Genomic DNA, 14,383 nt, shown 5'->3' with positions numbered 1-14,383 from the left:
ATCCTTATTTAAGAAAGTAATTTTAAAGCTATAGTAGAAATTAAAATCACTAAAATGAAAAAGAGTTTTAAGAAATTTTTACTCTCTTTAAATAAAACCACGCCCACTACAACGCTGCCCACAGCACCAATACCCGTCCAAATAGCATAAGCAATACTCATAGCAATGCTTTGCATACTCAAACTCAAACTCATAAAAGAACACATAAAGCACAATATGAGAGATAAAAGATATTTTTTTGCGTGTGTATCGACATATTTTTTCATGATGATAACACCTATAATTTCACAAATTCCAGCAATGATTAAAAATATCCAAGCCATTAATTCTCTTTAGAACTGAATTTTAAACCTATCACACCGAGTAATAAAAGCAGTATGAAAAAGATTTTTAAAATAGAAAATTTTTCATGAAAAATGGCAATTTCAGCTATCACAATGCCAGCGGTTCCAATGCCTACAAAAACACTATAAGCTACGCTGATTTCTATTTTTTTACATGCTTTTAAAAAACAATTAAAAGAGATAAAAATGCCTATAGCGGTTAAGCAATAATGCCAAATTTCATAGGAGTATTTTAAACCACTCACCCAAAAGCACTCTATCAAGGCTCCAAAAATAACCCATAGCCAAGCAGTATTTAATTCTTTTTTCAAAAAAATATCCCAAATACAGTTTTAAATCGTAATTATATACTTTTTTACTTTTAACTAAGCCAATATTTGCTAAAATTAAAGCTTATTTTTTTGAAAGGATAAAAAGATGTTAGAAGGTATCGTTAGAGAGAGTATCGGTAGAAAAGCAGCTAAAGCTTTAAAAAGAGATGGTTATCTAATAGCAAACATCTATGGTAAAGGATTGGAAAATATCCACGCTGCTTTTAAGGTCAATGAATTCATTAAAGAAGTTCGTAAAAAAACAACTTTAGCTTTTGATGTTAAAGTGGGTTCTCAAACTTTAAATGTTGTGGTTGTGGATTATCAAAAAGATCCAGTTACAAGTGATTTAAAACACGTAGATTTAAAAGTAGCACAAAAAGGTGTGATTTCTAAATATATGGTTCCAGTTAAAATCACAGGAACAGCTATCGGTCTTAAAAATAAAGGTGTTTTAATCCAATCTAAGAGAAGATTAAAAGTTAAATGTAAAGCTGAAAATTTACCAAATTTCTTTGAACTTGATGTTAGCAAACTTGATGTAGGTGATGCTTTACTTGTTCGTGATGTAGTAGTTCCTGAGGGTGTTACTATTTTAGACGCTGATAGGATAGCGGTTGTTGGCGTAGAAAAAGCTAGATGATCTTAGTCGTAGGGCTTGGCAATATAGGTGAGGAATACAAAAATACTCGCCATAATGTAGGCTTTATGCTCATTGATTTGATTTTAAAAGATCAAAATTTTACAAATCTTAACAATTCAAAATTTAAAGGAGAGCTATTTAAGATTGGCTCCTCCTTACTTCTTCTTAAACCTAGCACTTATATGAATAATTCAGGCACTAGCGTTAAAGCGGTTAAGGATTTTTATAAATGTGAAAGACTTATAGTTATACATGATGATATCGATATAAATTTAGGGGCTTTGCGTTTTAAAAAAGGCGGTTCAAGCGGCGGACACAATGGGCTAAAAAGTATCGATTCTTTATGTGGCAATGATTATGAAAGAGTGCGTATAGGCGTAGGCAAGGGAGAAAACGTCATCTCTCATGTTTTAGGACAATTTAAAGACGAGGAAAAAATAATTTTAGATAAAATCTTAGAACACTCTAAAAAAGCATTATTTGAACTGATTGAAAAAGATTTATCAAGTGTTTCATCTTTGTATAGTTTAAGAGCTTAAAATGTGGATTTTTTTTCGTTTCATTTCAGAAATTTATCTTAAGAATTTTTTCATAATATTTTTATCTTTAATTGGTTTTTATTGTGGTATTGATTTGCTTTTAAATTTTAAAGATTTGCCACAAAGTGTCAATCTTCAGCTACTTTATGTGGTTTTTTTAGCTTGTTCTGCTGTGCCTTATATTTTGCCACTTTCTATAGTTTTTGCATTTATATTGTCACTCATTTCAATGATTAGAACTAATGAATTTGTAAGCTTTTACGCTTTAGGAATCAGTAAAAATTTAGTCGTTATCTTCCCTTTTTTATGGGCTTTGTTTTTTTGCTGTGTTTATATTGGTTTAAATTTTACTTCTTTTGCCTATGCAAATGATTATAAAAAAAATATTTTAAAAAATGGAGTTTTAAATAAACAAGGTGGAGAAGTTTTTTTAAAATTCAATAATGATTTTGTTTATATTTCTAAAATAAACAATGGACAAAACAGCGTCCAAAATATCAAAATTTTTGATCTTAATAACTCTACCTTAAATTCTTTTGTTGAAGCTAAAAAAGCATCCTTTAAAGAGGGAAATTGGATCTTAAAAGATGGAAATTTAACCACTCTTCCTAAAGAATATATACTGGGTGCTAAAGGCATTGATGTGCAAGATTTTAAAGAATTAAGTGCTTTAGAGGGCTTTAAACCGAAAATCATTGAAAGTGTTGCGAGCAATAGTAATTATTCTATTTTAGATGCTTGGGAGAGTCTAAGGCTTTTCAAGGATCAAAATATTAGCATAGAAACGCTAAAGATTAATCTTTATAAACTTATATTTATGCCATTTTTTGCTCCTTTTTTAATGCTTATTATGTATTATTATTTTCCTGTTATTTCTAGATTTTTTAATCTTGCTTTTGTGGCTTTTGTGGCTTTTGTGGTGACATTACTATCTTGGGGATTTTTATATTTGTTTTCAAGATTAAGTGAAAATGGCGTTATAATCAGTGAAATTGGTATCGTTTTGCCTATTGTATTGCTAGGCTTTTTTGGCCTAATGAAGTTTTATAAAAATCGTTGATTTGATATTAAAATTTAAAGAAGGAAAGTATGGATTATAAAAAACTTAAAGATGAATTTCAAACCCCTTTTTATATCTATAATTTTGATGCGATTAAAGAAAAATTTTTAGAATTAAAAAATACCTTTAAAGCTAGAAAATCACAAATTTTTTATGCCGTAAAAGCCAATTCAAATTTAAGCCTTTTGCAAATGCTTGTTAAATTAGATAGCGGATTTGATTGTGTGAGTATAGGTGAGGTTAAACGTGCTTTAAAAGTGGGCGCACAACCTTATAAAATTATTTTTAGTGGAGTAGGTAAAACCAAAGAAGAACTCAAACTTGCTTTAAAATATAACATTTTATATATCAATCTTGAAAGTGAAGCTGAAATGATACTTTTGGAGCAAGTGGCTAAAGAATTAAACACTAAGGCAAGAATTAGCATAAGGGTTAATCCTAATGTAGATGCAAAAACTCATCCTTATATTTCTACAGGATTAAATGAAAATAAATTTGGGGTTGAAATTGAGAGTGCTAAGAAAATGTATATTTATGCAAAGAATTCTTCTTTTTTGGAACCTGTTGGGATACATTTTCATATTGGATCACAACTTTTAGATTTAAGCCCTATATATGAAGCAGCTAGTATTGTTGCAAAACTCGTTAAAGAATTAAAAGCTTTAAAGATTGATCTTAAATTTTTTGATATTGGTGGAGGGCTTGGCGTAGCTTATGAAAAAACAGATCTAGAGCCTAATCTTTATGAGTACGCACAAGCAATTTTAGCTAGTCTTAATGGACTTGATGTAACTATAGGAATGGAACCAGGGCGATTTTTGGTAGCCTCAAATGGGGAATTTGTTTGTTCAGTTCTTTATGAAAAACACAATAAAACAAAGCGTTTTATTATCGTTGATGGCGCTATGAATGATTTGATACGCCCAAGTTTATATGAAGCTTATCATGAAATTGATATGCCTTATAATCAAGGAGAAGAAAGCCTATGTGACGTTGTAGGTGGGGTTTGTGAAAGCGGTGATTTTTTTGCTAAGGAAAGATTATTACCTCATACGCAAAATGGTGATATAATGGTGATTAAAAATGCTGGAGCATACGGCTTTAGTATGAGTAGTAATTACAACACTAGAAATAAAGTTTGCGAATTAGCTTTAGAAAATGGGATGATAAGACTGATTCGCCAAAGAGAAAGCTTTGAAGATCAAATTGCTTTAGAGGAGAAGTTTATAAAGGTTTAAAATGTTTTTTTTAGATGTTCAAGGAACGCTTATTTCAGATGCTGATAAATCTTTAATTTTTGGAGCCAAAGAATTAATCGATTTTTTAAATACAAATAATCTTGCTTATGTGATTATCACAAACAATACCAAAAAACTTGATTTTTTAGAAATTTTAAGACAAAAGGGCTTAAATATAAAAGATAATGCTTATTTAGATCCTTTTTGTATTTTAAAAACTCTTTTTAAGCCTTGTAAAGTTGCTGCTTTTGGTGCTAATGAGTTTTTGCAAAGTCTTGAAATGCTTGGCTTTAAGTTGGATTTTAAAAATCCAGAATTAGTTCTTATTGCTAGTTTTGATGATTTTAAATTTAATGATTTTGCTAGTATTATAGAAATGATTAAAAATGGAGTTAAAGTTGTGGCTATGCATGAAAGTAGCATTTATAAAAAAGACAATAAATCTTACCCAGGGGTAGGAAGTATAATGGCTATGCTTAAAAACGCAATTCATTTTGAATATGATGTTGTGGGTAAGCCAAGTGTGATTTTTTATAATGAGGCTTTGAAATTGTTAAAAACGCAAAATCAAAATGCTCGATTTGAAGATATAAAAATAATCAGTGACGATTTTAAAGGGGATTTGTTTAAAGCAAAAGAATTAAATATGAAAACTTATTTAGTTTTAAGTGGAAAACTAAATAATACTAAAGGCATTGATACAAGCGTTCTTGATGGAGTTTATCCGAGTGTTTTTGAAATTTTAAAGGAAGAGCAATGCTTGATTTAAAAGAACTAAGAGATAAAATTGATATAGTGGACGATAAAATTTTAGAGCTTTTAAATGAAAGAATGACTTATGTTAAAATTATAGGAGAAATTAAAAAAAAACATAATAAAGAAATTTATTATCCCAAAAGAGAAAAAGAGATTCTTGATCGTTTAAAAAATAAAAATTTAAAAAATTTAGATCATGATGCCATAGAATTGATTTATGACAAAATTTTTGCCGTTGCAAGAACTTTGGAAAGATTTTGAAATAAACTTTATATTTTTTATAACAAAATATAAAATTAATGTAAATTTTTAAAAATTATAAAGTGCTTTTTGCTAAAATGTTTGATAATATAAAAATAATTTATGAGTTTAATAAATAAATTTGGTAAAATTATATTAAAATTGATAAAATTTGCTGATTTTATTGAAATTTAAAGAATTGAAAATATAAAAATCATTAAGCTGGGGACTGGAAATTAATGGATTTTAAAGAAATGCTACACCAAATCGGACAACTTTTTCAAAAATTAACTCGTAAGCAATTGATTGTTATTGCTGCATCTATAGTGGTTGTTGTAGGTTTTTTAGTGTTTTTAGCATTATTTCGCGGAGGTGGAAGTGGTTCCAGTGATGGATATGCAGTTTTAGTAGAAAATGTTAGTCCTAGCTCTTCAGCTGCTATTGTAGCTAAGCTTGAGCAAAACAATATCCCTTACAAACTTGCTAGTGAAAATAAAATTTTAGTTCCTAAAGATCAGGTTTATCGCCAAAGAATGTTCATTGCAAGCGAAGGACTTATTAAGGATAGTCGTATAGGTTTTGAAGCTTTTGATCAACAGCAATTTGGTGCAACCGATCAAGATATCGCTATAAAGTATAGAAGAGCCCTTGAAGGAGAACTATCAAGAACGATTGAAACTTTAGAGCCTATTCGTAGTGCAGTCGTGCATATAGCTATTCCAAAAGATTCTGTTTTTACAGAAAGACAGATTCCGCCAACCGCTTCAGTAGTAGTTAATGTTAAAGAAGGTTTAAGGCTTACGGCAAAGCAAATTGATGGGATTAAAAATATCGTTTCGGCTGCAGTTGCAAATCTTAAAAAAGACAATATTAAAATCAGTGATCAAAGAGGTATTCCTTTAGATGATAAAGATAACAGTGATGATTTAGTTCGAGAGCAGATCAAATATAAAAGCGATCAAGAAAAAGCCTTAGAGGATAAAATTATAGAGAATTTAGCTCCTTTTGCAGGAGGGACAGATAAGGTAAAGGTAAGTGTAAATATAGATTTTGATTTTTCTAAACAAGAATCTCAAAGTGAAATTTATGATCCAAATACTGTTGTAAGAAGTGAGCAAACTTTAAATGAAGAAAGAACCGGAAGAAAAGATCGTGAAGTTCAAGGTGTTCCAGGTGCGGTTTCAAATACAGGTCCTGTTGAAGGGCTTGATAATAAGGGAGAAATTGATACTTATAAGAAAAATCAAGTTACAACCAATAATGAAATTTCAAAAACAATTACCAATACAAAAAAACAATTTGCAACCATTATTAGAACTTCAGCTGCGGTTACGATTGATGGAAAATATCAAGATGTTGTTGATGCAAATGGAGATGTTAAAAGTGAATATGTTCCTCTCACAAAACAAGAACTAGCTAGTATAGAAAGTATCGTTAAAAGCACTATTAATTACAATCAAGCTAGAGGTGATAGTGTTGTGGTGCAAAATTTACCATTCCATCGCGAGACTGTTAGGGTTGAAAGCAAGGTTAAAACCTTTTACAATCGTTTTGTTGAGCCTTTCATTCCGCCTGTTAAGTATTTTATTGCAGCGATTTTGCTTTTTATTTTTTACAAAAAAGTCATTACGCCATTTACACAAAAAATGCTTGAGGATATGGCCGCTCAAGAGGAAGCTCAAGAGGGTGGGGTTAATGCAATTATAGATGAGGCTGAAGATGCATTGGAAAAATTCAATATGGCTAGGAAAAAGGTTGAAGAACAACTTGGTTTTGGAGATAGCTTTAATGAAGATACTATCCAATATGAGGTTTTACTTGAAAAATTAAGAGGTTTGGTAAGTGATAAGGGTGAAGAAATTGCTGTGCTTTTACAGAATTTAATTCAAAATGATAGTGAATTTGGTGATAAGGATATATAGATGATCAAGCTTAGTGAAGAACAAAAAATGGTTTATGATGATTTATCGATGCCTGAAAAGGTAGCGATTTTTCTTATACAGCTTGGTGAAGATGCTACAACTTCTGTTTTTTCGCATATGGAAATTGATGTTATTACAGAAATTTCACGATATATTGCTATGGCAAAAAATGTTGATAGATCTGTAGCAACAGCTGTTTTGGAAGAATTTTATACCTTACTTCAATCTAATCAATACATTAAAAGTGGCGGTTTAGAATACGCTAAAGAAATATTATTTCGTACTTTTGGTCCTGAAATTGCTAATAAAATTCTTGAAAAACTTACTAAAAGTATGGAAAATAATCAGAATTTTGCTTATTTGGCACAAATTAAACCTCAGCAACTTGCTGATTTTATTGTAAAAGAACACCCACAAACTATTGCTCTTATTTTAGCACACATGGATTCAATTCATGCTGCGGAAACTTTAGAGTATTTTAGTGATGAATTAAGAGCTGAAGTTGTGATCAGAATGGCAAATCTTGGGGATATTTCTCCAAGCATTATTAAAAGGGTTTCTGCTGTATTGGAAAGCAAGCTTGAAAGTCTTACTTCTTATAAAGTTGAAGTGGGTGGTCCAAGAGCCGTGGCTGAAGTGCTTAATCGCTTGGGTCAAAAGGCTTCTAAATCTACAATTACTTATATCGAACAAAGTGATGAGAGATTGGCTGAAACTATTAAAGAACTTATGTTTACTTTTGATGATATACAAAAACTCAGCACTCAAGCAATAAGAGAAATTTTAAAAGTAGCAGATAAAAAAGATCTTATGATAGGTCTTAAAGGAGCTAGTGAAGAATTAAAGCAAAAATTCTTAGCAAATATGTCTACACGTGCGAGTGAAGCTTTTCTTGAAGAAATGGGATTTTTGGGAGCTGTGCGTGTGAAAGATGTTGAAGATGCGCAAAGAAAAGTGGTTGAAGTGGTTCAAAAATTAGCAGAGCAAGGCCTAGTTCAAACAGGCGATGCTGATGAAATGATAGAGTAGGTAGAAAATGGCTAGTCGTAGTAATGTTATTTCGGGTGCAACTTCAGAACAGCATGTTGTTGAAGGTTATCATTTTAAGGTTATTTCAGAATTTGATAATAAAGTAGAGAAAAATACTCAAGAAAATGAGAAAGCAATCCCCACTCCTATAACGCCAGAATTAAAACAAGAAGAAGTGTCCAATTTAGAACCTATACAAAATGAATCCAATACAATACCTGCTTTTCAACCAAGTTTTGTAGAGGATTTACTTAAGAAAACTGATGAAATGTCAAGCAATATTATAAAACTTCAAATGCAAATTGAAAGTCAAGAAAATGAATTTAACAATCGTTTAAATTCTGAACTTGAAAATGCTAAAGAAAAATTTTCAAAAGAAGGATACGAAAAAGCTAAGATAGAATTCCAAAAAGAATTAGATGAATTAAAAGATAAATATTTAAAAAGCATTGCCAAGCTTGATGAAGCTTGTATAAAATTAGATTCTTTTATAGAAAAAAATGAAAAAGAATTAGCTGATACAGCTATAGATATAGCTAAGGAAGTTATTATTAAAGAACTTGAAAATAATTCTAGCAAAATCGCGTATGCTTTAGCTCAAAATTTAGTGAGTGAATTAAAAGGGGCTAGTGCGATTGAAATTAAGGTTAATTCTAATGATTATGATTATCTAAAAGAGCATTTTAGTGAATTTAAACACATAAAAATAAATCTTGATGATGCTATTAGTAAAGGAAGTGTGATTATCTTAAGTGATGCTGGAAATATAGAGTCTAATTTAAATTCTCGTTTGACTAAAATTAAAAAGATGATCAATAATGAATAAAATTTTTACTCATACTCAAGAAAAATTACAATCTTTAAGTATTAATGAACTTGAAAATTTAGCTCAAAAAATTAGGGAAGAAATTATAAAAGTTGTCTCTAAAAATGGGGGGCATTTAAGTTCTAATTTGGGAGCGGTGGAATTAACAATAGCTATGCATACGGTTTTTGATGCAAAAACCGATCCTTTTATTTTTGATGTTTCTCATCAATCTTACACCCATAAACTTTTAAGCGGAAAAGAAGAAATTTTTCATACTCTAAGACAAGTTGATGGATTAAGCGGTTATACAAAGCCTAGCGAGGGAGACTATTTTATTGCGGGACATTCTAGCACATCTCTTTCTTTAGCGGTTGGGGCTTGTAAAGCTATAGCTTTAAAGGGTGAAAAACGTATCCCTGTGGCACTCATAGGCGATGGAGCTTTAAGTGCAGGAATGGCTTATGAGGCTTTAAATGAGTTAGGGGATTCTAAATTTCCTTGCGTTGTAATTTTAAATGATAATGAGATGAGTATCTCAAAACCAATAGGTGCGATTTCAAAATATCTTTCTCAAGCAATGGCGACACAGTTTTATCAAAATTTTAAAAAACGAGTTGCAAAAATGTTGGGTGTTTTACCAGATTCTGCAACCTATATGGCTAAGCGTTTTGAGGAAAGTTTTAGATTGATCACTCCTGGGCTTTTGTTTGAAGAATTAGGACTTGAATACATAGGGCCTATTAATGGGCATAATTTAGCAGAGATTATTTCTGCTTTAAAGCAAGCAAAGGCAATGCAAAAACCTTGTGTAATTCACGCTCAAACTTTAAAAGGTAAGGGTTATGCTTTAGCAGAGGGTCAGCATTCTAAATGGCATGGGGTGGGAGCTTTTGATATTGATAGCGGCGAGGCTTTGAAAAAAAGTTCTACTAAAAGTGCAACTGAAATTTTTTCTCAAAAATTATTAGAATTAGCTTCAAAATATGAAAATATCGTAGGTGTTACAGCTGCTATGCCTAGTGGAACAGGGCTTGATAAATTAATTGAGAAATATCCTCAAAGATTTTGGGATGTTGCCATTGCTGAACAGCATGCAGTGACTTCTATGGCAGCTATGGCAAGAGAAGGATTTAAACCTTTTATAGCTATATACAGTACTTTTTTACAGCGTGCTTATGATCAAGTGATTCATGATTGTGCCATTATGAATTTAAATGTTGTTTTTGCTATGGATAGAGCTGGTATAGTGGGCGAAGATGGAGAAACTCACCAAGGCGTTTTTGATGTGAGTTTTTTAGCGCCTTTGCCTCATTTAACCCTTGTTGCTCCTAGAGATGAGTTGATGATGGAAAATATTATGAAATATGCTTATCATCATCAAGGACCTTTAGCTTTTCGTTATCCTAGGGGTAGTTTTATCTTAAATCAAGAATTTTCTCCTTCTAAGATAGAGTTAGGTAAAGCACAATGGTTGATAAAAAATGAACAAAGTAAAATCGCTTTTATAGGTTATGGGCAAGGCGTGGGCAAAGCTTGGCAAGTTTTAAATGAAATGCAAGAAAGAATTAATTTAATTGATTTGATTTTTGCTAAACCTTTGGATGAGATGCTTTTAAAAGATTTGGCACAAAAAAGTAAAATTTGGTTTGTATTTAGTGAAAATGCTAAAATTGGTGGAGTAGCAAGTTTATTGCAAAGCTTTATTCAAAAATACAATTTAGACATTAAAATCATTTCTTTTGAATATGAAGATGAATTTATTGAACACGGAAAGACAAGCGAAGTAGAGAAAAAGTTAAAACTCGATGTTAAAAGCATAGTGGAAAAAATAAAGATTTATTTATAATGATAAATAAATTTTATTTTATTAATTGATAAAAAATATTATTTGATATAAACTTCTTTTAATGAAAATTTTATTATCATTCCTTTCATCATAAATTTTTAAGGATTGTTGATAATGGAAATATTACAAATGCTTAAAAAGCATGATTTAAAAGCTACTCCACAAAGATTATGTATCTTAAAGATTTTAAAAAGACATGAACATCCAAATATTGAAGAGCTTTATGAGGAAATCAAGCAAGAATATCCTTCCATATCGCTTGCTACAGTTTATAAGAATTTAAATACTTTAAGAGAGCAAGGTTTAGTTGTTGAAATCAATGCTTTAAATCAAAAAACTTGTTATGACATTTATGAAGAAGAACATATGCACATTGTTTGTTCTAAATGTGGGAATATAGAAGATCTTAGTTTTAAGGATGTAAAACTTAAAGAGTATCAAGAATTTTTAGAAAAGAAAATAGGAAGCTTGATCAACTATTTAGCGGTTTGCACCTATATTGATAGTTGCAAAAAGTGTCATTAAGGAAAATAAAGTTAAAATAACCTATTAATTTAAAGGTTATTTTAATGGTATATGAAATTCAAAAAAATTTTTTACTTCCTGATGCCACACTTTTAAAAAATCTTCAAGGAGATGGTGTTTTGTTTAAAATTCACGAACTTGAGATTTTTTATACTAAAATAACCCATTCTCAAAGTATCAAATTTAAGAGTGTTGATGGTTTTTATTACAAAATTATAGAAACCAATGATAAAATTTTAGAACAAAATCAAGAAAAACAAATATCAAAAAAAGAATTTGAAAAAGCTCGTAAAAAAAGTATAGGAAAGAGTATCAAAAAGAAACGTTACGAGTTTAAATTTTGTTCTTTAAAAAGCTTTATTGAAGTTTATAATAAATCTAAAATTTATATTTTGAAAATTTTTTTTCCAACCTTAGATGAAGCAAATCGTTTTACTTTGCCTTATGAGTTTAAAATTCAAAAGGAATTTGATTATATTTTGGATTCTAAATTTATAACTCTTTATGGTTGTGATTTTGAACAAATTAATATAGAAAAATATTTTAAGAGTATCGAAAAAAATCAGACTTTTGATTTAAAATTTTCAGGCTTAATCAATGCTTTTGAGGGTTATAGAATTTTCCTATTTTATCTTTTTAAAAAGTTAAAATTTTATTGGAATTTGGCTTTAGATAAGAAAAAAGAAGAATATTTTTACGAGTTTATTTCTTATGCTGATAAAATTAATATAGTTTTATTAGACACAGAAGAAATTTTTGATAAGAATTTAAATACAAATTTATCTTTAAGATTTCAAGAAATTGTCGAAAAATGCAATATTTTTTTTCAAAAAGATGAAAATCTTGAAGAATTGCTTTTATTTTTAAGCAGTGAAAATTTGCAAAGTTTGTTTAGTGATTTTGATTTTTTTATAAAAGAAAATTCTTTTTATGAGGGTTTGCAAAAGGATAAACTTTTTAAACAAATTTTAGCTAATGAATTTAGAAAAAAGCTGATTTTTTTTAAAAAAAATTTATTGAAAAATTTTGAGAATGAAAAATTTTCAAGGAGTTTTTCAGAATTGTTAATTTTTTTAGAATATTTTTGCAATTTTTTTGATATAAAATCTTTAAATAAGCTCAATGAAAAATTTTTTCTTTTTGAAACTAAAGAAAAAATGATTGCAAAAATGATTAAAAAAAGAGAAAAATTCTTTAAATTAATCTCTCGATCAAATAAAGGATTAAAAATTTATAAAGGGTATTAATGCAAAAACAAGATAAAATCATAGAAATGTTCAATGAAATTGCTCCAAGTTACGACAAAGCCAATAGAATTTTAAGTTTTGGGGTTGATATAAGTTGGCGTAAATTCGCTTGCAAAAAGGTTTTAAAGTATTACAAACCTGATTTTATCAATATAGTTGATGTTGCTTGCGGAACAGGCGATATGATCGCTATATGGCAAGAAAAAGCTAAGATGCTTTCTAAAAATATTGCAAGCATTAAAGGCATTGATCCAAGCGAAGGTATGCTAGAGATTGCTAAGCAAAAATTTCCAAACATTGATTTTATACAAGCAAAGGCTCAAAATTTACCTTTAGAGAGTCAAAGCGTTGATATCGTAAGTATAAGTTATGGAATTCGCAATGTAGTAGAGAGGAAACAAGCTTTAAATGAATTTTTTAGAGTCTTGAAAAAAGGCGGAATTTTTGTTATTTTAGAATTTACAAAAAGAGAAAAAGGCGGATTTATAGCAACTCTGAGGGATTTTTATTTGAAAAATATTTTACCAACTTTAGGTGGAATTATCAGTAAAAATAAAAGCGCGTATGAGTATTTGCCTAATTCTATTGATGAATTTTTAAGCAAGGAAGAATTTATAAAAGAATTGAGTGACTCTGGTTTTGAAATGATAGATTTTAAAAGCTTTAGTTTTGGTGTTAGTTCAATGTTTATAGCTAAAAAATTATGACTCCAAGTGAATTAAATTTAAAAGCTAAGGCTTTATTAGAAACGCATTTTGTTGATATTGTGCTTAGTGGTGAAATTTCAAAAATCACTATACATGGTTCAGGACATTGGTATTTTGATTTAAAAGATGAAAAATCAAGCATAGCTTGCGTTATGTTTAAAAATAATAATTTAAAAGTTCATTTTAAGCCCGAAGTAGGGGATTTGCTAGAATTGGTTGGCAATGTTAGTTTGTATCCTGAAAGCGGAAGGTACCAATTTGTTGCTAATAATATGAAAAAATCTGGATTTGGTGATTTAGAAAGTCAATTCATTGCCCTAAAAGAAAAATTGCAAAACGAGGGTATATTTGATAGTATCCATAAAAAAGCTTTGCCCAAATTTCCAAAAAAAGTAGGAATCATCACTTCAAAAACTTCAGCGGCTTTACAAGATATGTTAAAGCTTATTGATCAAAAAGAATATTTTTTGGCCAAAATTTATATTTTTAATGCTTTAACCCAAGGCAATACAGCGCCAAACTCTTTAATCAATGCTTTAAGAAAAGCCGATGCTATGGATCTTGATATTCTTATTATAGCTAGAGGAGGTGGCAGTCGAGAAGATCTTTTTTGCTTTAATGATGAAAATTTAGCAAGAGAAATTTTTAAAGCTAAAACCCCTATTGTTTCAGCTATTGGACATGAGATTGATTATGTTATTAGTGATTTTGTTGCTGATTTTAGAGCGCCAACTCCTTCGGCAGCGATAGATTTTTTATTTTATTCTAAGTTAGATTTAGAGCAAAATTTGGATAATTTAGAAGAAAATTTTAGAAAAACGATGAATCAAAAGATGCAAAATTACCAAGACTTGCTTTTAAATTTGTATCAAATTTTTAAAGCTAAATCTTTAAAAAAAACTATAGGGGATAAACAAGATCAAATTTCACTTTTAATGAAACAAATCAAGCTTTTAATTAAAAATAAATTAGAAAAAGCAAATTTAAAATTGGAAAAAATAGAAAATTCTTTTTTTCAGCATGAAAATTTTTTTAAAAAAAGTGAAAATTTAATTTCATTAAGTCAAAATGGTAAAATAGTAAAATTGCAAGATTTAAAAGATGGTGATACCGTGCTTTTAAGCTCTCAAACTGTGCAAAAACAAGCAAAAATTTTAGAGGAGTGAAA

The 14,383-nt window shown here is 29.5% G+C and carries 15 protein-coding genes and 1 pseudogene; 14 read left to right on the top strand and 2 right to left on the bottom strand.

The features are described 5' to 3' along the window. Window positions 1–8 precede the first annotated feature (8 nt). Together H2280_RS00575 and H2280_RS00570 are read right to left on the bottom strand one after the other, a co-directional pair. A complete protein-coding gene (locus tag H2280_RS00575) occupies window positions 9–323 on the bottom strand; it encodes a DMT family transporter (RefSeq protein ID WP_337215362.1) in 315 nt (104 codons plus the stop codon). Continuing rightward, a complete protein-coding gene (locus H2280_RS00570) occupies window positions 323–655 on the bottom strand; it encodes a DMT family transporter (RefSeq protein WP_137621930.1) in 333 nt (110 codons plus the stop codon). Before H2280_RS00570 ends, H2280_RS00575 begins: the two co-directional genes overlap by 1 nt. Window positions 656–761: 106 nt before the next feature. On the opposite strand from H2280_RS00570, the gene H2280_RS00565 reads away from it, so the two are divergent. From H2280_RS00565 to xseA, 14 genes and pseudogenes are all read left to right on the top strand, one after another. Then, window positions 762–1,298 carry a 50S ribosomal protein L25/general stress protein Ctc gene (locus tag H2280_RS00565; protein ID WP_137623301.1) on the top strand — a complete coding sequence of 179 codons (537 nt, stop codon included), beginning with the start codon at window positions 762–764 and terminating at the stop codon, window positions 1,296–1,298. Further along, window positions 1,295–1,837, top strand: a complete 543-nt coding sequence (gene pth, locus H2280_RS00560; RefSeq protein ID WP_137623300.1) for an aminoacyl-tRNA hydrolase — start codon at window positions 1,295–1,297, stop codon at window positions 1,835–1,837. Before H2280_RS00565 ends, pth begins: the two co-directional genes overlap by 4 nt. A 1-nt stretch (window position 1,838) precedes the next feature. Then, window positions 1,839–2,897: an LptF/LptG family permease gene (locus H2280_RS00555; protein ID WP_337215361.1), complete on the top strand. Its 1,059-nt coding sequence runs from the start codon at window positions 1,839–1,841 to the stop codon at window positions 2,895–2,897. 29 nt (window positions 2,898–2,926) lie between these two features. Continuing rightward, window positions 2,927–4,135, top strand: a complete 1,209-nt coding sequence (gene lysA, locus H2280_RS00550) for a diaminopimelate decarboxylase (RefSeq protein ID WP_337215360.1) — start codon at window positions 2,927–2,929, stop codon at window positions 4,133–4,135. A 1-nt stretch (window position 4,136) separates the two neighbouring features. Continuing rightward, window positions 4,137–4,904, top strand: a complete 768-nt coding sequence (locus tag H2280_RS00545; protein ID WP_337215359.1) for an HAD-IIA family hydrolase — start codon at window positions 4,137–4,139, stop codon at window positions 4,902–4,904. Then, a pseudogene (gene pheA / locus H2280_RS00540) lies at window positions 4,892–5,143 on the top strand (chorismate mutase); the annotation flags it as partial. The gene H2280_RS00545 and the pseudogene pheA, both read left to right, overlap by 13 nt. A 227-nt stretch (window positions 5,144–5,370) precedes the next feature. Next, the gene (fliF, locus tag H2280_RS00535; protein WP_337215358.1) at window positions 5,371–7,053 is read left to right on the top strand and encodes a flagellar basal-body MS-ring/collar protein FliF; all 1,683 of its coding nucleotides are present in this window, start codon (window positions 5,371–5,373) and stop codon (window positions 7,051–7,053) included. Next, complete coding sequence (fliG, locus tag H2280_RS00530; RefSeq protein ID WP_200281438.1) at window positions 7,054–8,082, top strand: flagellar motor switch protein FliG; 1,029 nt, start codon at window positions 7,054–7,056, stop codon at window positions 8,080–8,082. A 7-nt stretch (window positions 8,083–8,089) separates the two neighbouring features. Next, a complete protein-coding gene (gene fliH, locus H2280_RS00525) occupies window positions 8,090–8,908 on the top strand; it encodes a flagellar assembly protein FliH (RefSeq protein ID WP_337215357.1) in 819 nt (272 codons plus the stop codon). Further along, entirely contained in the window at window positions 8,901–10,736 is a 1,836-nt protein-coding gene (gene dxs / locus H2280_RS00520) for a 1-deoxy-D-xylulose-5-phosphate synthase (protein ID WP_337215356.1), read from the top strand. Before fliH ends, dxs begins: the two co-directional genes overlap by 8 nt. A 114-nt stretch (window positions 10,737–10,850) precedes the next feature. Further along, the gene (gene perR / locus H2280_RS00515) at window positions 10,851–11,261 is read left to right on the top strand and encodes a peroxide-responsive transcriptional repressor PerR (protein ID WP_137623291.1); all 411 of its coding nucleotides are present in this window, start codon (window positions 10,851–10,853) and stop codon (window positions 11,259–11,261) included. A gap of 44 nt (window positions 11,262–11,305) precedes the next feature. Next, window positions 11,306–12,508 carry a hypothetical protein gene (locus H2280_RS00510; RefSeq protein WP_337215355.1) on the top strand — a complete coding sequence of 401 codons (1,203 nt, stop codon included), beginning with the start codon at window positions 11,306–11,308 and terminating at the stop codon, window positions 12,506–12,508. Next, window positions 12,508–13,215: a bifunctional demethylmenaquinone methyltransferase/2-methoxy-6-polyprenyl-1,4-benzoquinol methylase UbiE gene (ubiE, locus tag H2280_RS00505; RefSeq protein WP_137623289.1), complete on the top strand. Its 708-nt coding sequence runs from the start codon at window positions 12,508–12,510 to the stop codon at window positions 13,213–13,215. Before H2280_RS00510 ends, ubiE begins: the two co-directional genes overlap by 1 nt. Further along, window positions 13,212–14,381, top strand: a complete 1,170-nt coding sequence (gene xseA / locus H2280_RS00500; protein WP_137623288.1) for an exodeoxyribonuclease VII large subunit — start codon at window positions 13,212–13,214, stop codon at window positions 14,379–14,381. The genes ubiE and xseA overlap by 4 nt, the downstream gene beginning before the upstream one ends. The last annotated feature ends 2 nt before the right edge of the window (window positions 14,382–14,383 follow it).

Source organism: Campylobacter sp. 2457A (genome assembly GCF_020135895.1).
Lineage (GTDB): Bacteria > Campylobacterota > Campylobacteria > Campylobacterales > Campylobacteraceae > Campylobacter_D > Campylobacter_D taeniopygiae.
The sequence above is the reverse complement of the archived record's forward strand: the minus strand, read 5'-3'. Positions and strand labels throughout refer to the sequence as shown.